At 41.3% G+C, this 20721-nt stretch carries 17 protein-coding genes and 1 other annotated feature; of the genes, 4 read left to right on the top strand and 13 right to left on the bottom strand.

Going from position 1 to position 20721, the window contains the following annotated elements; all coding sequences use genetic code 11:
• Nucleotides 1-67 precede the first annotated feature (67 nt).
• Nucleotides 68-841, top strand: coding sequence for a helix-turn-helix domain-containing protein (locus BM195_RS14715; RefSeq protein ID WP_090240190.1), 774 nt, complete (start codon nucleotides 68-70; stop codon nucleotides 839-841).
• Between the two features lie 497 nt (nucleotides 842-1338).
• Here BM195_RS14715 and serS read toward each other — a convergent pair whose 3' ends face one another.
• The 5 genes from serS to guaB form a co-directional block, all read right to left on the bottom strand.
• Nucleotides 1339-2613 (bottom strand): serine--tRNA ligase, encoded by a 1275-nt coding sequence (gene serS, locus BM195_RS14720; protein WP_090240193.1) that lies wholly within the window; start codon nucleotides 2611-2613, stop codon nucleotides 1339-1341.
• A 56-nt stretch (nucleotides 2614-2669) separates the two neighbouring features.
• Nucleotides 2670-2890 (bottom strand) — a binding site (T-box leader).
• A gap of 35 nt (nucleotides 2891-2925) precedes the next feature.
• Nucleotides 2926-3516 (bottom strand): pyridoxal 5'-phosphate synthase glutaminase subunit PdxT, encoded by a 591-nt coding sequence (gene pdxT / locus BM195_RS14725; RefSeq protein WP_090240195.1) that lies wholly within the window; start codon nucleotides 3514-3516, stop codon nucleotides 2926-2928.
• Between the two features lie 15 nt (nucleotides 3517-3531).
• The gene (pdxS, locus tag BM195_RS14730) at nucleotides 3532-4416 is read right to left on the bottom strand and encodes a pyridoxal 5'-phosphate synthase lyase subunit PdxS (RefSeq protein ID WP_090240198.1); all 885 of its coding nucleotides are present in this window, start codon (nucleotides 4414-4416) and stop codon (nucleotides 3532-3534) included.
• A gap of 100 nt (nucleotides 4417-4516) precedes the next feature.
• Nucleotides 4517-5863 carry a serine hydrolase gene (locus BM195_RS14735; protein WP_090240201.1) on the bottom strand — a complete coding sequence of 449 codons (1347 nt, stop codon included), beginning with the start codon at nucleotides 5861-5863 and terminating at the stop codon, nucleotides 4517-4519.
• 183 nt (nucleotides 5864-6046) lie between these two features.
• Nucleotides 6047-7513 (bottom strand): IMP dehydrogenase, encoded by a 1467-nt coding sequence (gene guaB / locus BM195_RS14740; protein ID WP_090240204.1) that lies wholly within the window; start codon nucleotides 7511-7513, stop codon nucleotides 6047-6049.
• A 207-nt stretch (nucleotides 7514-7720) separates the two neighbouring features.
• Here guaB and BM195_RS14745 point away from each other — a divergent pair, with 207 nt between their 5' ends.
• The gene (locus BM195_RS14745; protein WP_090240207.1) at nucleotides 7721-8680 is read left to right on the top strand and encodes a YaaC family protein; all 960 of its coding nucleotides are present in this window, start codon (nucleotides 7721-7723) and stop codon (nucleotides 8678-8680) included.
• Between the two features lie 249 nt (nucleotides 8681-8929).
• Here BM195_RS14745 and BM195_RS14750 read toward each other — a convergent pair whose 3' ends face one another.
• From BM195_RS14750 to dnaA, 8 genes are all read right to left on the bottom strand, one after another.
• Nucleotides 8930-10012 (bottom strand): HD-GYP domain-containing protein, encoded by a 1083-nt coding sequence (locus BM195_RS14750; protein WP_090240210.1) that lies wholly within the window; start codon nucleotides 10010-10012, stop codon nucleotides 8930-8932.
• A 196-nt stretch (nucleotides 10013-10208) separates the two neighbouring features.
• On the bottom strand, nucleotides 10209-12701 hold the full coding sequence (gyrA, locus tag BM195_RS14755; protein WP_090240213.1) for a DNA gyrase subunit A: 2493 nt from the start codon (nucleotides 12699-12701) through the stop codon (nucleotides 10209-10211).
• 168 nt (nucleotides 12702-12869) lie between these two features.
• The gene (gene gyrB, locus BM195_RS14760) at nucleotides 12870-14795 is read right to left on the bottom strand and encodes a DNA topoisomerase (ATP-hydrolyzing) subunit B (protein ID WP_090240215.1); all 1926 of its coding nucleotides are present in this window, start codon (nucleotides 14793-14795) and stop codon (nucleotides 12870-12872) included.
• 211 nt (nucleotides 14796-15006) lie between these two features.
• Nucleotides 15007-15294, bottom strand: a complete 288-nt coding sequence (remB, locus tag BM195_RS14765) for an extracellular matrix regulator RemB (protein WP_090240218.1) — start codon at nucleotides 15292-15294, stop codon at nucleotides 15007-15009.
• A gap of 15 nt (nucleotides 15295-15309) precedes the next feature.
• Nucleotides 15310-16422, bottom strand: a complete 1113-nt coding sequence (recF, locus tag BM195_RS14770; protein WP_090240224.1) for a DNA replication/repair protein RecF — start codon at nucleotides 16420-16422, stop codon at nucleotides 15310-15312.
• A gap of 15 nt (nucleotides 16423-16437) precedes the next feature.
• Nucleotides 16438-16662: a S4 domain-containing protein YaaA gene (gene yaaA, locus BM195_RS14775; RefSeq protein WP_090240226.1), complete on the bottom strand. Its 225-nt coding sequence runs from the start codon at nucleotides 16660-16662 to the stop codon at nucleotides 16438-16440.
• Nucleotides 16663-16872: 210 nt separating this feature from the next.
• Nucleotides 16873-18009, bottom strand: coding sequence for a DNA polymerase III subunit beta (gene dnaN, locus BM195_RS14780; protein ID WP_090240228.1), 1137 nt, complete (start codon nucleotides 18007-18009; stop codon nucleotides 16873-16875).
• Between the two features lie 172 nt (nucleotides 18010-18181).
• A complete protein-coding gene (gene dnaA / locus BM195_RS14785; RefSeq protein ID WP_090240231.1) occupies nucleotides 18182-19534 on the bottom strand; it encodes a chromosomal replication initiator protein DnaA in 1353 nt (450 codons plus the stop codon).
• A 552-nt stretch (nucleotides 19535-20086) separates the two neighbouring features.
• Between dnaA and rpmH the strand changes: the two genes are divergently transcribed.
• Nucleotides 20087-20221 (top strand): 50S ribosomal protein L34, encoded by a 135-nt coding sequence (gene rpmH, locus BM195_RS14790; RefSeq protein ID WP_090240234.1) that lies wholly within the window; start codon nucleotides 20087-20089, stop codon nucleotides 20219-20221.
• A 66-nt stretch (nucleotides 20222-20287) separates the two neighbouring features.
• Nucleotides 20288-20632: a ribonuclease P protein component gene (rnpA, locus tag BM195_RS14795; RefSeq protein WP_090240409.1), complete on the top strand. Its 345-nt coding sequence runs from the start codon at nucleotides 20288-20290 to the stop codon at nucleotides 20630-20632.
• The last annotated feature ends 89 nt before the right edge of the window (nucleotides 20633-20721 follow it).

The raw sequence follows: 20721 nt of genomic DNA on the forward strand, positions 1-20721 counted from the left end.
TGATATGCTCCCTTCTAAGTAGGCAGATAAAAAAATAAAATCTGCTACTTTGAGGGGAGTTATTTTTATGCCAAGAAAGAATTATACGATTGAATTTAAACAAATAGTATTGGATGCATATGAACATAAAGGTTTTAGCTTAAGAGGTATTTATCAAAAGTATGGTGTACATCATACAGCGCTTATGGATTGGAAGAAATCCGTAACCAAATATAGATGGAAAAATTTAAAGAGAACCTCTTCTAAGAAGAAAGTGTATACAAAAAAAGTGAAGTTGGCAGCTATTTCTGATTATCTAGCCAAACACTACTCACTTAAAGATGTGATCGAAAAATACGGTATATCCAGTACATCTGTTTTGCGAAAGTGGATAAGAGATTATAATGGTCATAGAGAAATACAAGGATCGGGAGGAAGGAGAAACGCTATGACCAAAGGGAGAAAAACGACGTGGCAGGAACGTATAGAAATTGTGCAAGCAGCCTTAGACAATGAGAAGGATTACCAAAAAACAGCGGTAACCCATCAAGTTTTCTATCAACAGGTTTATCATTGGGTAAGCAAGTATGAAAATGGTGGTTGGGATGCTTTAAAAGACCAACGTGGTCGTTCCAAAAGAGAAGAAGCATTAACATCACAACAAAAAATGAAGCTAGACATACGTCGAATAGAAAAAGAAAATGAACGGTTGCGTGCCAAGGAATGCTTTTTTAAAAAAGTTAGAGGGGATCGAAAGGGGGCGGTCGTAAGCCGAGTTCGTTTAGATATCGCTCAATATTATAGAAATGAACAAAGATTAAACGGCCTCAGTCCTATGGAGTATAGGAAGAAGGCCGCGTAAATCTTTTTTATTATTTCCACTGTCTACTTGACACGGGGCAGTTCAGTTTCGGATTTATCTTTTGAGGTATATTTGAACATTTGTTGCGAATGATCGATAAAACTGAGAAGTAACTTGGTCTTAGATTTGCTTGCTTCCATGCTTTTGTTGAGTGCATGGTGGTCGCTGCGGAAAAATACGTCCTTTCCACGGAAACGAGCCGAAGACCTCACAGGAAAGAGGCCTTTGCTTTCCGAGGAGGCTGAGGCCGTGCCCATGGAAGGCGCAGTATGCTGCCGGAGCGAATGATCGCACGCAACTAAAATCAGAATAGAAGGAAGGCTGCACCAAGACAAATTGTCACGCTTTCGCAGTCGAGTATCAACGATGAATAAGGATGTGACTGTTGAAAGAGTAAAATGCTGCACTTCCTGCCCTGTAATCGTTCGTCTTTAGCGTGGAAAGTTTTCATTGTGTCCCAAGCCTCTTTTTGATCCAATATGAATTTAATATGTTTGTTATCTAATAACCTTTTTAAAGCCCATGTATGGACGCAGCACATCCGGTACCATGACAGATCCATCTTCCTGCTGGTAATTTTCCAGAATGGCGGCTAAGGTACGGCCAACAGCAAGGCCTGAGCCATTTAACGTATGGATAAATTCCGGTTTTTCATTCGCCTCTCTGCGGAAACGAATCCCGGCGCGTCTTGCCTGGAAATCCTCAAAATTGGAGCAGGAAGAGATTTCACGGTACGTTTCCTGACTCGGGATCCACACTTCAATATCATATTTCTTGGCAGCGGTAAAGCCCAGATCTCCTGTACACATATTCATGACACGATATGGCAGATTTAAGTGCTGCAATACTTTTTCAGCGTGTCCTGTCAACGTTTCTAATGTGTCATAAGAATCTTCAGGTTTGGTAAAATAAACGAGTTCAACTTTGTTGAATTGATGCTGACGGATAAGCCCGCGTGTATCACGTCCGGCAGAACCTGCTTCAGACCGGAAATTGGCGCTGTATGCTGCATATTTTTTCGGAAGATCATCACTTGTGAGAATCTCATCCCGGTGGAAATTCGTGATCGGTACTTCAGCTGTCGGTATTAGAAAATAATCCCATTCTTCCAGTTTAAACACATCTTCAGCAAATTTAGGCAGTTGTCCCGTTCCCGTCAGGCTTCCGCGATTAACGATCTGCGGCGGCATCATCTCTGTATAACCGTGTTCATCCGCATGCAAATCCATCATGAAGCTAATTAATGCACGTTCCAAACGTGTCCCAAGTCCTTTGTAGAAAACAAAACGGCTTCCGGTCACCTTGGCAGCCCGTTCAAAGTCAAGAATATCTAAATCAGCTGCAATATCCCAATGAGGTTTCTCGTCAAAATTAAACGTTGGGAGATCCCCCCATTTCCGTACTTCCACATTATCGTTTTCATCTTCCCCAATCGGTACACTTTCATGCGGTATGTTCGGGATTGACATCATGATGATTTCCAACGATGTTTCGATTTCTTTCAGCTCTGTATCAAGTTCCTTTATTTTTTCCCCGACCTCGCGCATTTCCTTAATCGCTGGCTCCGCATCCTTCTTCTCCTTTTTCAGAGCGGAAATTTGTTTAGACACTTCATTACGCTTTGCTTTCAATGATTCTGTTTCGGAAATGAGCGTTCTGCGTCGTTCATCAAGCTCACCAAACCTGTCCAGCTCAGATAGGTTTTCACCACGATGGGCTAGCTTTTCTTTCACATCCTGAAAATGGTTGCGTAAAAATTTCATATCGAGCATAGATATGCCTCCTTTTTCATTCCTGTAGAAATTAAAAAACTCCCGTCTCCTGGTAAAACAGGGACGAGAGTGTAGTTCCCGCGTTGCCACCCTTATTGAAGCAATCAAAATGCTTCCGGCTCAAATACGATAACGGTTTTAACCGGGGTTGCCTACTCAAATGTGTTCGGCAAACCAGTTCGAGGACGGATTCACAAGTTGCTTTCATCGGTTTTCACCTGCCACCGACTCTCTGAGAAAAAGCAATCCTGTTACTGCTTCCTTTCATGACTGTTCTGTTTATTATTATGCTATATCATATCCGACTTCTTACTATGATGCAAGTGTTTGTTTTGATTGTTCCACCATTTCAGCAAAATATACCATAAAACGATTGTCATCCGTTAGTTCGGGATGAAATGCTGTACACAGATAATGTCCTTGTTTAGCTGCAACTGCCCTTTCTTGATGAGTAGCCAGAATTTCTACATCTGATCCTGCTTCCAGTATATACGGCGCACGGATGAATACAGCATTGAAATCAGCACTGATATGCTTAACGCTGAGACTTGCCTCAAAGCTTGCCACCTGTCTTCCAAATGCGTTTCGTGCAACCTTCATGTCCATCAGACCCAGGTGCGCATTTTCCTGACCTTCAATATCATTTGCCATCAAAATCAGGCCTGCACAAGTACCGAAGATTGGCTTTCCTTGTTTCCCAAATTCCCGAATAGCATCAAAAAAGTCATAGCTGTCAATCAGCCGGCGCATTGTTGTACTTTCACCACCCGGAAGAATCAATCCATCAATTTCTTCCAGCTGCTCTTTTCGTTTTATTTCAATGGCTGTTGCACCAGCTTCCTCAATCGAACGCATATGTTCACGAACGGCACCCTGCAACGCCAGTACACCAATTACACTCATGATTATTCCTTCTTTCTACTCACTGCGGTCCTGCATGCGGTCATGTGCTTCCAATGTACCCATTTCAATCCCCTTCATGGCAGTACCAAGATCTTTAGAAATTTCACCGATCAATTGATAGTCGGTATAATGCGTTGTTGCTTCAACAATTGCTTTTGCAAATTTCTCCGGCTGTTTTGATTTAAAGATACCGGAACCGACAAATACACCGTCTGCACCCAGCTGCATCATTAATGCGGCATCTGCTGGTGTTGCCACACCGCCAGCTGCAAAGTTGACCACCGGCAACCGACCTTCCTGTTTAATTTCCAGCAGGAGTTCATATGGTGCCCCGATTTCTTTGGCATAGGTCATCACTTCATCATCTGACATCGATGTCAGTTTCCTGATTTCGGATTGCACCTGGCGCATGTGGCGGACAGCTTCCACAATGTTTCCCGTGCCAGGTTCTCCTTTTGTACGCAGCATGGACGCACCCTCTCCAATACGGCGTGCTGCTTCGCCAAGATTACGGCAGCCGCACACAAATGGCACAGTATAATCGGATTTTTTCAAATGATACTCCTCATCTGCCGGTGTCAGCACTTCGCTTTCATCAATATAGTCAACACCCATTGCTTCGAGCACACGGGCTTCCACAATGTGCCCAATACGTGCTTTTGCCATGACCGGAATCGAAACGGCATTCATGACCTCTTCTGTAACTTCCGGACTTGCCATGCGAGCGACCCCACCGGCAGCACGTATATCAGATGGCACACGTTCCAATGCCATGACTGCAACCGCTCCTGCTTCCTCTGCTATTTTAGCCTGTTCAGCATTGACAACATCCATAATGACGCCGCCTTTTTGCATTTCGGCCATTCCGCGTTTTACACGATCTGTACCTGTATTTGCCATGTTGTTCCCTCCCATATAAGTTTCCATCTATCATTATTTTACACTGTTGTAATGCAAAAAGTCGATGATTCATGATTGAATGACTTCTGGAATACCCTATTTAAAACCAGCCTTTCACTGTGTCAACAACCGTACTGAAAATATTTCCAAAGAAACCGCCAATCGCACCAATTGTCAGCATAAACCAGTTATCTTTTTCAACCGTATCCTGGGCAACCAGGTCGATGGTTCGTTTGTCACTTTCCGGTGAGATATAGCCATCATCTTCTTCACCGCTGTAGACAACTTTGGCGGTACCAATTTTTTCACCTTTCTCAATCGGTGCGTTAAGTTCCCCATCCTCATTCAGTTTATCTTCGTTCAATTGATATTCGATGCTGTAATTCTCCGCCTGATCCCCGTTAACAGGCGTCATGAATGCTTCATTCGTTGCTACTTGCACAGTGTCCTCTTTCCCCTTTGAAACAGGGATATCCGACTCCCCTTCAAGCTGGTATCCAGCCGGAAAGATTTCCTGATTTTCAAATTGATTAAATCCATAGTCCATCAGTTTAGCTGTCTCTTCAAAGCGTGCTCCTTGGCCCTCTGTTTTCATCACAACAGATACAAAGCGTTTGCCATTACGTTCAGCAGTTCCTGTAAAACAATGGCCGGCAAGCTCAGTAAAGCCTGTTTTTAAACCATCTATCCCTTCATAATTGAACTGCTGTAAAGAACTGGCGTCTTCCTCGTCATGTGGCAGCATCCAATTCCAATTGCGGATTGTCTGATCATCAAATTCGGCTGAAGGAACCTTGGAGACCTCAAGTGCCTCCGGATAATCGTTTATCAAGTTGTATGCAAGTAAAGCTGCTGAACGGGCTGATAACAGATTATTGGCATCAGGATCCGTTCCCTCAGGCACATTTTCCCCGAGCGATGAATTGGCAAGACCTGTTGAGTTGACAAATTCATATTCCGGTAATCCCATTTCTTCTGCTTTTTCATTCATCATCTTGACAAATTCGCCCTCAGAACCGGCAATTAATTCAGCCAGTGCAATCGTTGTTGCATTGTCCGAATTGATGGCCATGGCATCGTACAATTGTTTAACAGTATAATCTTTATCCTGCGTCAACCCTACACCTGAGAAAGATGCGTCTGCTGATATACTGTAAGGATAATCACTGATCTGTGTTGTCGTGTCCCAGCTGATCTGACCTTCCGCAATAGCTTCATGAACGAGATATTCGGTCATCATTTTGGTCATACTAGCTGGAGGTAGTGCCATATCAGGGTTTTTAGCGTAAACAATCTTACCTGTTTCGAAATCTACCAATATAGCTGATTCTGCTTCGATGTCTATCGATTCTGCTGCCTGTACCGAAAACGGCTGTACCGTTATCGCTGTCATCATTACCAGTGTGACAAGCAATAATGACAAACATTTCTTTGCGTTGTGTTTCACTTTCTCTACCTCCACCTTATGATTGATGAAATCATCTATCTATTTTTTGATATTAAAGTTTTTACCTTTGATATTTTACCATAAAAAATAGAGAAAAAATAGACAGGGATAAGCCCTATCTATTAAATACCGAATAGGTAATGTTTACTATTTCTGTAAAAGTTGACATATGAACTGCCTTTATTAAGAATAATTCGGTGCTTCTTTTGTAATTTGAACATCATGCGGATGGCTTTCTCTTAATCCGGCGTTTGATATCCTGATAAATCGGGCATCATGACGCAATGTATCAATCGATTCTGTACCGCAATACCCCATACCTGCACGCAATCCGCCGATCAATTGATGAACGGTATCAGCAAGGGGGCCCTTGTAAGCAATTCTTCCTTCAATACCTTCAGGAACCAGTTTTTTGGCATCTTCGGCACCCTGGAAATAACGATCTTTGGAGCCTGCTTTCATGGCACCGACTGAACCCATGCCCCGGTATACTTTATACTGTCTTCCCTGAAATATTTCAGTTGCTCCGGGGCTTTCAGTTACACCGGCAAACATACTGCCCAGCATCACTGCATGAGCACCAGCAGCAATTGCTTTCACGATATCACCGGAGTACTTAATCCCACCATCAGCAATAATTGGAACACCATATTCGGAAGCAGCAACCGCACAATCATGGACAGCTGTGATCTGTGGTACCCCGACGCCTGCTACAACCCTGGTCGTACAAATCGACCCAGGACCGATACCAACTTTAACAACATCTGCACCTGCTTCAATTAAATCTGCGGTTGCTTCGGCTGTTGCAACATTCCCTGCAATTATATCGAGATCGGGATATGCCTCGCGTACAGCACGGACTTGTTCCAATACACCTGTTGAATGTCCATGTGCTGTATCAATCACAATCACATCAACACCCGCTTCAACCAGTTTTTCAATGCGTGTCATCGCATCACCGGTTATACCGACAGCAGCTCCTGCCAAAAGCCTGCCTTGTGCGTCTTTTGCCGCATTCGGGAATTCAATTACCTTTTCAATGTCTTTGATGGTTATTAAACCTTTCAGTATACCATGATCATCAATTAATGGCAGTTTCTCAATTCGATGGGTTTGCAATAGATGTTCAGCTTCATCCAGTGTTGTCCCTACAGGAGCCGTTACCAAATGTTCACTTGTCATCACTTCTTTAATCGCGGTGGAATAGTCCTGAACAAAACGCAAGTCGCGGTTTGTCAAAATACCGATCAATTTCTGCTCATCAATATGATTAACAATCGGAACACCGGAAATGCGGAATTTGCCCATTAAATGTTCTGCATCATAGACTTGATGCTCCGGAGTGAGGAAAAATGGATTCGTGATGACGCCACTTTCAGACCGTTTCACACGGTCGACTTGTTCTGCCTGATCTTCAATAGACATATTTTTATGAATAATTCCCAAACCGCCTTGCCTGGCCATTGCGATCGCCATATCAGCTTCGGTCACCGTATCCATCCCTGCACTGATCAGCGGGGTGTTAAGCTTGATTCTCTCAGACAATACCGTGCTGATGTCAACATCCTTTGGCAGCACTTCCGATCTGGCAGGCATCATTAAAACATCATCAAATGTCAAACCTTCTTTGACAAACTTGTCTTCACGCATCTTTCATCCTCCTATCCATATTAGTATATTTGAAATGATTATTATTTTGTTATTTGGTGAAAACTATATGGCATGTAAGCTAATGTTAGCTGCATTTTCTATTGTTATATACAATACGCCAACAGACAGGCTTTTTCAATACAAGAATGGGTGTGTGATAAAAGAAATTTGATTCAAAAATTTCTAACAGTTATGAGGAGTTATTTTATGGAAAATCATCATATAATGGAATTTTTCACATACCTCCAGTCACAGCATACAGCACAGCAATATTTGCAAGGCTGTTACGAGGAATTGGATGGTATTGATGCATCAGTAAAAAGTTTTGAAAACTGCAATCAATTCATGCATTACCTGGATCATGGCGTGCGGTTTTATGAGAATGGCAAAAGGCTGGAAACTTTACTGCAGCCGATGCTGTTTTTTTATGGCATGGTCCACTTACTGAAAGCCGCTTTATTGACCATTAGACCCCATTATCCTGAATCAACAGCGATACTGGCACACGGTGTCTCAAGCCGAAAACGCAAGAAAAGAGACTATACATTTTTGGATGATGAGGTGAAGATCCAGCATAATGGATTATATCCGTATTTCTCGGAACACCTATTTTTGGTTAAAGAATCACCATTTGAAAAAATAAAGATGGCGCAATTATTTGCTTTAATCCCTGAAATGACACCTTTGTTCACGTTTCATCAGCAGCAAAATATGATGGCTGTCGGGAATCCCGGAACAATGCATTTGCAATTCCCGGCTTCCGTACTGGACAACTATCATTTAACTGCAAATGCGTTTATCAAGCGTATTAAGCCTTTTTTGCCAAATATTGACTATACGGAAACAAAAGGGAAGGCGATTCATGTCTTTTTAAAAGATCCATTCAGACCAAAGGAAAAGAGCCCTTTTTTTACGGATAGGGCATACCGGGCCATTTACTTTCCGGTCCATCGCAGTCATTATTTGCCGATATCCGAGATCATGGTCCATTATTTACTTCTTTACAACCTAAGTATGCTATGCCGCTATGAATCAGAATGGTGGGGGGATTTGCTGGCAGCTAAGCCGGATATGGATTACCCGTTTATCAAACAATTTTTAAACATAACTGCCGAAAAAATCCCATTCATGCTGGGTACTATTCTTATACAGAATACTGGAAAGTGAACATCCTCCCTCAAGAGCCCACGTTCGCTAAGAACACCACGTCCTGTGGCAACGCCTTTGTAACCAATGTCCTGTTGGCCCGATCTGGCTGGGAGGCTTGGCACGAGCCCTCGGAAAGCGTCGTGTATTTCCGAAGCTGTATGTAGTATCGCAATTTATATCGATTTCGAAGGTTTAAACGTAACAAATTTTAGGAAAAGAGCCTTATGAAATCAGTACCCTAAACTTCCCGGGTTAAACAAAACACCATTACAAAAGCTCATCAATATAAACAGCTGGATGGTCTTGCAATGGCAGCAATTCATTCGAACCGTCAAGCCTTATGATCGGATGGGCCGGACGTTTTTTATCCATGAAAACAATTACGCCCGTCTGATTCGTGGAAAGACGCACATTTGTACCTGCCAAAGAGTTGGTAAAGCTGTCAATAAATACTTGCACAACTTGATGATCAAGCTTTGTTACCTGGTCTTTCTGCAGCTTCTCAACGGTGCTGAAAGGTGACTGTTTTTGGTTGTATAACCATCCGCATGTCATCCTATGGTACAGATCACAAACTGCAATGATTCGGGGATAGATATGGATTTTTTCTTGTGTAAGTCCTAGCGGATATCCGGATCCATCCAATCGTTCGTGATGCTGGAGTACTGCCAGTTTTACTGCTGATGTAATAGCTGGAGCCTTTTCAATCATCCGGTATGAGTAAACAGGATGTTTTTTTATTTTTTCCAATTCTGAAAAGGTAAGCGATCTGTTCCTCATCACATCTGCTTCATCCATTCTTGCCATCCCACAATCACTTAATGAGCCGGCCAATCCTATCTGCAGCCATTCTCCTTTCTCATAACCCATCTTCTTCGCCAAAAATGCCGATAAAATTCCGACAGCCACACTATGATGGAATACATAATCCTTTCTGTTGGCATACTGATTTAGTTTGTACACAGCTGAACCGATATCATCCACCATCTCAAAAAACGGAACCAGGCTATCACGAACTGCAGGGGTATCAATGGCTATGTTGTTCTGCCAATTGTTAAAAAGCTTTTTATAACGATCCACGGTTTCCCTGTAATATCTTTCAAAGGATCCAGTGGAAGACTGTTCAACTTTTTTTTGTTCATGCTTTTCCTTTTTTAATTCAGGCTGGAAAGGTTCACCATCAGCAAGTGTTGCCGATACATCAACGGTTTCTGCCAAAAATTTATGTAATATGGTAATATGTTGATCTGTTAAAACCGTTTTTTTCGGGATGATCGGCTTATTCGTCTTTCCATTTACTTCTTTTAACAGCACACAGCCTGGAACCAGCTGAGAAGATTCTACACGCATCAAAAATCCCCCTTTAAGAAGATGTTCAAAAAGTTCGGTACAAATGACGCATCGAATTTCTTCGTTGGCTTGTTTCTCCGCTGCTTAAAACTATGCCGCCTCGAACTTCTCGATCCTTTTTAAACATACATTTTAAATGAAATGGTGACCCAAGTCTTTATTCTTGTGGGTCACCATCAAACCATGTGTCAGTTTATTACGTTTCCTGATCGTCTTCTTGGACTGCTTCATCCTTATCCACTGCTTCAGAATCGGCTTCTTCCTCTTGTTCCACTTTTGCAACCGTTGCAACCTCTTCATCTTCCTGCAGACGGATCAGCCGGACCCCCTGTGCATTTCGCCCTGTCTGTGAAATACCTTCGACTGGGATGCGAATCAGCACACCGGCAACAGTTATGAGCATAATATCCTCTTCCCCTGTAACGGCCTTGACCGCCACTACATAACTGTCATCTGATAATTTACAAGTGAAAATACCTTTACCGCCACGATTGGTTTTCCGATACTGATCTTCTGGTGTACGTTTTCCAACCCCTTTATTGGTGACATGCATGATTTGTAATCCTTCGTCCAAAATTTCCATCGAAACGACTTCATCATCGTGACGAAGCGAAATGCCGCGTACACCTGCTGCATTTCTTCCCATTGAACGAACCTGATCTTCCGGAAAACGGATTAAATAACCATTTTTAGTACCGATCATAATATCTTTCGTTCCGTCTGTTAATCTGACCGAAATAAGTTCATCCTCATCACGAAGTCCTACGGCAATTAAACCGCCTTTGCGTATATTGGCAAATTGTGATAGATTCGTCCGTTTGGATAATCCATGTTTTGTTGTGAAAAACAGAAAGTAATCGTCACTGTACTCCGAAACCGAAATGACAGCATTAATCCATTCATCCTTTTCAACCTGCAGCAAATTAATAATCGGTATGCCTTTTGCAGTACGATTGAACTCCGGAACTTCATAACCCTTGGCACGATAAACTTTGCCCTTATTCGTAAAGAATAGGACCGTGTCATGGGTTGAAGTGGACACTAAATGTTCAACAAAGTCATCGTCATTTGTTCCCATTCCCTGAATACCGCGGCCGCCCCGCTTTTGTGTTCGGTACGTAGATGCAGGGAGACGCTTGATATATCCCTGGTGGGTAAGTGTAATAACAATATTTTCTTCAGGAATCAAATCTTCATCTTCAATAAGGTCTGCTCCGCCAACGACAATTTTTGTACGGCGCGAGTCATTATATTTCTCCTTGATTTCCGTCAGTTCTTCCCTTATGATCTCCAGCACTTTTTCATTGTCAGCTAAAATGGCTTTTAATTCGTCGATCAACTGGAGAAGTTCATTATATTCATTGACGATTTTTTCCCGTTCAAGTCCCGTCAATCGCTGCAGGCGCATATCCAATATAGCCTGTGCCTGTTTTTCTGTCAGCCCGAATCTCTCCATTAATCCATCCCGGGCAACATCGGTTGTTTTTGAGTTACGAATAAGCGAAATCACGTCATCCAGATGGTCTAATGCCACACGCAATCCTTCCAGAATGTGTGCACGTGCTTCAGCCTTACGCAATTCAAAAGCTGTACGACGTTTTACAATTTCTTTTTGATGTTCAAGATAGTATTCCAGGCATTGTTTTATCGTTAACACTTTCGGACGCCCATCGACTAATGCCAGCATATTGATGCCAAAAGTTGTTTGTAATGCCGTATATTTATATAAATTATTCAGTACAATATTTGCATTCGCGTCGCGGCGCAATTCAATGACGACACGCATACCATTCCGGTCTGATTCATCTCGCAGGTCAGTGATTCCATCAATTCGTTTATCCCGGACAAGTTCGGCAATTTTTTCAATCAATTTAGCTTTGTTGACCTGATAAGGCAATTCAGTTGCAATAATGGAAGATTTGCCATTTGGCTGTTCATCTATATGTACTTTTGCCCGAATGGTTACAGATCCCTTACCGCTTTCAAAAGCTTTGCGTATTCCACTTCTTCCGATAATTTCACCAGCTGTTGGAAAGTCAGGACCATAAATATATTGTTCCATTAATTCATGAACTGTGATTTCAGGATCCCTGCTGACAGCCAGTACTGCATCAATCGTTTCCCCCAGGTTATGAGGCGGGATGTTTGTCGCCATCCCCACAGCAATTCCAGCTGCGCCATTAACAAGCAGATTCGGGAAACGGGCAGGAAAAACAACCGGTTCCCGTTCTGTCCCGTCGTAGTTGTCTGCATAATCAATGGTATCTTTATTAATATCCCGCAGTAATTCCATGGAAATTTTGGACATACGTGCTTCCGTGTAACGCATGGCTGCGGCTGAGTCGCCATCAACTGAACCAAAATTGCCGTGACCGTCCACAAGCATATAACGATAACTGAAATCCTGCGCCATACGAACCATGGATTCGTAAACAGCAGAATCACCGTGCGGGTGATACTTACCGATGACTTCACCAACAATACGGGCAGATTTTTTGTACGCTTTATCTGCGTGCATCCCAAGGTCATTCATAGCATATAATATTCTGCGATGGACAGGTTTCATTCCATCACGTACATCAGGCAGTGCCCGTGAGACGATGACACTCATGGCATAGTCAAGAAAAGAAGTACGCATTTCCTGACTGAGATTGATTTCCTGAACATTTGGACGTTGTTCATCCGCCATTAAAATACCTCCATATTCCTTTAGAAAAACTTGGCTGTGACATGCATAATAGTGATGGCCCAAGTTTTTCCTGTAAGGTCAACCGTAATCTATACTTTCTGAAGCCAAAACAAAAGCTCAATGCTTCTGTTTAGATAGAAACATGTCATGCTAACAAATCAAAGCCTTTTAAATATCCAAGTTTTGGACGTTTTGTGCATTTTCTTCGATAAAGTTCCGGCGCGGTTCTACTTTATCTCCCATCAGCATGTCAAAAATATGGTCTGCATCCATTGCATCCGAAAGTTCAACCTGAAGCAATGTGCGTGTTTCCGGATCCATGGTTGTTTCCCAAAGTTGTGTGGCGTTCATTTCACCAAGACCTTTATACCGCTGCAGTCCCGGTTTTGGTGTTTTGGACAGCTCATCCAAAATACGTTCCATTTCCTTGTCATTGTAGGCATAGTGAACAGCCTTGCCTTGTTGTATTTTGTATAATGGCGGCTGTGCAATATAAACATAGCCATGTTCAATTAAAGGACGCATATAACGATAGAAAAAGGTTAATAGTAATGTGCGGATATGTGCACCATCGACATCGGCATCCGTCATGATGACAATTTTATTATACCTGGCTTTTGACAAATCAAAGTCTTCACCAATCCCGGTGCCCAATGCCGTAATCATGGCCCGTACTTCCTTATTGGATAAAATTTTATCGAGACGTGCCTTTTCAACATTTAATATTTTCCCGCGTAATGGCAGGATAGCCTGAAAGTGCCGGTCTCGTCCCTGTTTGGCGGAACCGCCGGCAGAGTCGCCCTCAACAATATACAGTTCGCTGATGCTCGCGTCTTTTGAGGAGCAATCGGCAAGTTTTCCCGGCAAGTTGGAAACTTCAAGCGCACTTTTTCGTCTGGTTAGTTCACGTGCTTTTTTCGCTGCAATTCGTGCGCGCGATGCCATTAATCCCTTTTCTACGACGATCCGGGCTACATCGGGATTTTCAAACATGAACTTGGAAAAAGCTTCACTGAATGCCGAATCCGTTACTTTTTTCACTTCACTATTTCCAAGTTTTGTTTTTGTTTGCCCTTCAAACTGCGGATCGGGATGTTTAATCGAGATGATGGCGGTCATACCTTCCCGGACATCATCACCGCTTAAGTTTGGATCATTTTCTTTAAACATATTATTTTTACGTGCATAATCATTGATTACACGTGTAAGCCCGGATTTGAACCCTGATTCATGTGTGCCGCCTTCATACGTGTGGATGTTATTGGCATATGAATAAATATTGCTGGCAAACCCATCATTGTATTGAATGGCCACTTCAACTGCAATCTGCTGTTCCTCACTGTCAGCATAAAATGGTTTATGCAGCACTTCCCGGTTACGGTTAATATACTCAACGAATGAACTGATGCCGCCTTCGTAATAATATTCAACCGGCTCCTTATCCGTACGTTTGTCTTCGATTGAAATGGTAATTCCTTTATTCAGAAAAGCCAACTCACGCAGTCGTTGAGCCAGGATATCAAATTCAAATTCCCTTGTTTCGGTAAAAATCTCCGGATCGGGTTTAAATTGTGTTTTCGTCCCGGTAATATCTGTTTCACCGACTGTTTCGATCTTTCCTTGTGGCACACCTTTTTCAAAACCAAGGTAGTAAATTTTCCCGTCACGGTGAACATAAACATCAAGGTTGCTTGATAAAGCATTCACAACAGATGCCCCGACACCATGCAGCCCGCCGGAAACCTTATAACTATCATTGCTGAATTTACCGCCGGCATGGAGGACTGTCATGATCACTTCAAGTGCCGGTTTTCCGGTCTTTTTCTGAATGTCTACCGGGATTCCACGGCCATTATCGATGACCGTAATGCTATTATCCTTTTCAATAATCACTTGGATTTTATCACAGTAACCTGCAAGTGCCTCGTCAATACTATTATCGACAATTTCCCATACGAGATGGTGGAGTCCTCTTTCACTTGTCGTACCGATATACATTCCAGGTCTCTTTCGTACTGCTTCCAATCCTTCCAGCACTTGAATCTGATCAGCGCCGTAAGCCTGTTCTTTTGAAACTTTTTCTTCTGCTGACATTTTTTCACCTACGTTTCCTGGAAAAACTCATGCCTCGCCCTAACGTTAATCATGAGCATGGTTTTCATATACTTTATAAATGTTCTTTCCCCACTGAATTTAGTTGAACTTATCAGCGTTCCATCGTCCGTTACCTCCGCCATGTCCCTGATCCGGAAGTCTTACGGACGGCTGCACAGGGATAAATATGAATCCTATCTAACCGATCGATTTAGTATGATTGTTCAATTTCATCCGAAAAGTCATCAAGTTTGCTGATTGTCGAAATCATACTAGCCCGTTTTTTCAGCGTTGAAACGGATAACGAACTGTAATAAACTTCCTCGCTCGTAACAACAACTGACTTCACCTCGTCAGTTGGTCCAAAAACTTTATGCTGTTTTGTTCTGTTTTCGATCATCTTTTCCATAATACTTGAAGATGTCACGACACTGTGATCAATAATGGAAATGACATCTTTAGACTGGATCACATTATCATTGCCAATATGAATAAACATTGTATCCCTCCATAATCACGAATCAACAGTGCCATGATGCACGCGGAATAATTGTGCACCTTTTAATGTTTCATGGCTGATTCCATCGACATTGGTTGTCGATACAAACGTTTGAACTTTCCCCTGAATGGTATTTAATAAATGGGATTGCCTGTGGTCATCCAATTCACTTAATACATCATCAAGAAGCAAGACCGGATATTCGCCAACCTCATTGCATATAAGCTCTATTTCCGCCAGTTTTACCGATAATGCTGTTGTCCGCTGCTGCCCCTGGGAGCCGTAAGTCTGTACATCTTTATCGTTGACATAAAACATGACATCATCCCGATGCGGTCCGATTAAAGTAGTACCGCGCTCAATCTCTTTTCCTTGGAGTTCATGGAATTTATTGGTATATATAGTCTCTATCTTTTCCTTATTTGCTGTTTCTGATACTTCTATGGTTGGAGCATACCTGATTTCAAGCCTTTCTGTTCCGTGGCTGATTCCATAATGAATGGGGCTTGCCCATTGACGTAACAAATCAAGAAATACAAAGCGGCGTTCCAATAATGTGGCTGCATGCTGAATCAATTGTTCCGTTAATACATGTAGCATGGTTTTATCCTGTTGTTCCCGGCGCTGTAATTGCTTCAGCAAATGATTCCGCTGTTTCAATATCTTTTGATACTGCCCAAGATGGTAAATATATCTGGGCTGAATCTGTCCAAGTTCCATATCGATAAAACGTCTTCTTGTCTGTGGTGCCCCTTTAACCAGTGATAAATGTTCAGGTGCGAATATGACAACATTTAAAGCACCGATATATTCGCTTAATTTTTTTTGTTCAACACGGTTTAATTTTGCTTTTTTACCCTTTGTTGATAAAATGATTTCCAGTGGGAACGTTTGCTTTCGCTTGGTTATCCTGCCCTCTATTTTAGCATATTCCCGATCCCATTGGATAAGTTCTTTTTCCCTCGGGGTACGATGGGATTTTGAAAAAGCAAGGACATAGATGGCCTCCATCAGATTGGTTTTTCCCTGTGCATTTTCACCAATAATCATATTGATCTTATCGTCAAATGAAATATCCAGCTCCCGATAGTTCCGGTAATTTTTTAGCTGTAAATGTTCAATATTCATGCAAATTCCCCGTGATCAGTCTTTAGTGACAATATAAATTCCAATACCTTCCATTTCTATCACGTCTTCCGGATAAAGTTTTCTTCCTCTGCGATGCTCAAGTTCGCCGTTAACAAGCACTCCCTCATCCTGTAAAAAGGCTTTTACCATACCACCGGAATCGAGTATATTCAGCAATTTAATAAATTGCCCCAGCGGAATGTAGTCCGTCTCAATTGGTATTTTTTCAGGTTGTTGCATATTGACCACCAGACTTTTTCTTAATTGATATGACGTTAATTGTACTTCCTATCTATTTTACTAAAGATTTCATATAAAGGGAAGGAAAGTTGCTTTAAACTGTGTAAATAAGCGGAAAATATAGACTCATGAAGCATAAAAGAATGTACAAGGAAATCAGCTGTTTGCTGATTTCCGCTGATCTGACTGCTGGATCTTGCCAGGTTTTCCTTAGTATGTTCTGACAGGCAAAATCAATTGTAATACCGAATCATCGTTAGCCGGTTTCATGATAAATGGCCGCATAGCCCCGGTAAATTCGATAACCACATCATCATTTTCAATGACTTTTAATGCATCCAGCATATATTTCGAACTAAATGAGATTTTCAAATCTTCTCCTTCAATCGATTGAATCGAAACTTCCTCAGCTGCTTGTCCAACTTCCGGTGAATTACTGGTGATTTGCAATGATTGATGATCTTTTGTAATTAATTTAACAACATTATTTCGTTCTTCTCTGGCAAGGAGTGATGCACGATCAATTGTATCCATCAGTTCTTTCCTTTTGACATGAAGAACAGTTTGACTATGATCCGGAATCAGCCGGGATGTTTCCGGATAATTTCCATCCAGTAATCTGGACAGAAAGTGTAAGTGTTTCGTACGGAATAAGATTTGATTACTCGTTACGCTTATTTCCACTTTCTCGCCCTTATCATCCAAGATTTTGGACAGTTCATTAAGACTTTTCCCTGGTACAACAATATTGGATAGACTGAAGTTCACACCTCCTAATGGTATGCTTTTTGCGGCAAGCCGATGACTATCCGTTCCCGTAAAACTTAATGTTTCATTTTCAACTTTTATATTGACTCCAGTTAAAATGGGTCTTGTTTCCATAGTTGATACAGCAAAACCGGTTTGTCTGATTAAATTTTTCAGTAAGTCTGACTGTATTTCAAAACTGTTCTCTGTTTGCAATTTAGGCAGTTGTGGATATTCATTGGCATCCTGACCATTAAGATTGAATTTTGCTTTTCCTGACTGGATGGTTACATTAAAATTTTCATCTGCTTCAATTTCAACCGTTTTTTCCGGCAGTTTCCGGACAATATCCGGAAAGTAGCGGGCTTGCAGAACAACACTTCCTTCTTCAATATGATCTGCATTGATCATGCCGTCTTCTTCAGCGGGGATAAACGATTCAATGGAAATATCTGAATCACTTCCTGTCAATGTAATTCCATTAGATTTTGCTTCAATTTTCATTCCAGTCAAAATTGGAATCGCTGTTCTGGATGAAATAGCCTTCATGACATCTTGCACACTGGAAATTAATTGTTGACGCTGTATGATAAATTTCATGACATGCATGCTCCTTTTATATATATATATTTATAAAAATATAGTAATAATAGTAATAAGGTTTGTGATTATGTGGATATCTTTGATAGTTATGCTAAAACAAAGGTTATTCACATGTGGAAAAGTTGTTTATGAATAGATTATTTTATTCACAACATACACATGTTTATAACTAAAATGCTTTCAGCTGTTCTTTTAATTCTTCAATTTCTTTGTGCAATAATGTGTCATTCTCCATCATTTTCACTACTTTTTCATGTGCATGAATGACGGTTGTATGATCCCTTCCGCCGAATTCTTCTCCGATTTTGGGCAATGAAAAATCCGTCAGTTCCCGTGATAGATACATAGCGATTTGCCTTGGGAATGCAACTGATTTTGTACGTTTTTTGGCTGCAAAATCTTCTAATTTAATATCGTACTTCTCTCCGACAGCTTCCTGAATGCCATGAATCGTAATCGTGCGCGGTTTATTACTTGGGATAATATCCTTTAGAGCATCTGCTGCAAGGGATGCATCAATATCCTGATTGACGAGGGATGAATAGGCTACGACACGGATTAATGCACCCTCGAGTTCACGAATATTCGTATCTATTTGATTAGCAATATACAGCATCACTTCATTTGGGATATCCAGTCCTTCCGCTTTTGCTTTTTTCGTTAAAATAGCGATTCGCGTTTCCAGATCTGGTGGTGTAATATCGGTGATCAGTCCCCATTCAAATCTGGATCGCAAGCGGTCTTCAAGCGTCGGGATCTCTTTGGGAGGCCGATCACTCGAAATGATGATTTGTTTGTTTTCCTCATGTAGCGCATTAAATGTATGAAAAAATTCTTCCTGTGTCGATTCTTTTCCGGCTATAAATTGAATATCATCAATTAATAGAATATCAACATTGCGATATTTGTTTCGGAATTGGGTTGCTTTATTGTCCATAATAGCGTTGATGAATTCATTCGTAAATTTTTCGGATGATAAATAGACAACGTTCGCTTCGGGATTGTGGTCCCGGACATAGTGGCCGATGGCATGCATCAGGTGGGTTTTTCCGAGACCAACGCCACCATAAATAAATAATGGATTATATGCTTTTGCAGGAGCTTCTGCGACAGCAAGGGAAGCGGCGTGTGCAAAGCGGTTTCCTGATCCGATGACGAATGTATCGAATGTATATTTGGAATTTAGCATTGTTTTGGAAGAATCATTCCCGTCGTTATTATTCTGCATTGACATCTTTTTGGGAGCCGTTTCAACCTCGTCAGCAGGTTCTTGTGAATCAGGAATAATAAACCGTGTAGACAGACTGGCACCGGTAATTTCTAGTAATATTTCATCAATTAAGTTCGTATATCTGCCTTCCAGCCAGTCGCGTGCAAATTCATTCGGTGCCAATACGGTTAATGTATCTTCATCCAGTGATTCAGCTTTCGTATTTTTCAGCCAGGTTTCAAAGCTTGGTTTACTGATTTTTTCTTCAATCTTCTCCAGTGTTGCATACCACAATTCATGAATGTTTTCCAACGCACTTCACCCCTTTCGATTTTTGATAGATGATAGAAAAACCCTTTCTCGGGTCTAGACGGAAAGGTTTTTTCTTTAAAAAAATGTGAAATTATATGGTTGTGGACGGTTAATATGGTTCAGCGCAGCATTATTTGCGAGTTATGTACGCTATCCACATAATTGTTGATATTTTAATAAACAGAGGTGTATATGTATATCCACACGTTGTCCACAATCTGTGGATATACATGAGAGATTTATATTTTTTACACATGATAAAGCACAAATATAATACCAAAAAAACAGGCATCATGCAACGGGGTTTCGACACTTATCCACAATTTCCACCAATTGTAGACAACATTTATCCACACTACTATATTTTGTGAGTAAATTGTCGATAATTGTTGTGTATAGGATTGATTTAATTTTAATCATATCACATCAATTTGTGGATAGTTTTTTAGGAGGTGAAGTTGACAGGAATTATCTTTTTTCATTATAATGATTTAGACTGCCTTTAAACATTAAATGAAAATGTTTGTAATTCCTCAGGGAGGTGTATGATAAATGAAAAGAACATTTCAGCCAAATAATCGTAAACGGAAGAAAGTTCACGGATTCCGTTCACGTATGAAATCAAAAGACGGACGCCAGGTATTGAAACGTCGTCGTCGTAAAGGAAGAAAAGTATTATCTGCATAGACCACTGACATATCAGTGGTCTTTTTTCCACTATGATGGGAAAGATGATTGGTGAAGGTGATCGTATTGAAAAAAAGATACCGGATAAAAGATAATACGGAATTTCAGCATGTATTCAAGAATGGGAAGTCGTTTGCAAATCGCCAGCTTGTCCTATACTATATAGAAAGGCCCGATCAGCAGCATTTTCGCATTGGGTTATCTGTCGGTAAAAAAATAGGCAATGCTGTCATCAGGAACCGGATAAAACGTTATTTGCGGCAGGCATTCCAGGAGCTTGAGGGCAAGATTAAGCCGTCGAGTGATATTATCATCATAGCCCGGAACCCGACAAAACAAATGAATTTCCATCAAGTGAAAAAAAGTTTAATTCATTTACTGTCCAAAAAACAGTTGATAACAAAAAAATAGTCATGTTTTCCGTTTTTATATAGAATCTTTTATTCATTTAATGATAAAATAACAGTTAGAGTCTGGTACATAGGCTTTTTTGTAACGTT

Source organism: Lentibacillus halodurans, assembly GCF_900112045.1.
Taxonomy (GTDB): domain Bacteria; phylum Bacillota; class Bacilli; order Bacillales; family Amphibacillaceae; genus Lentibacillus; species Lentibacillus halodurans.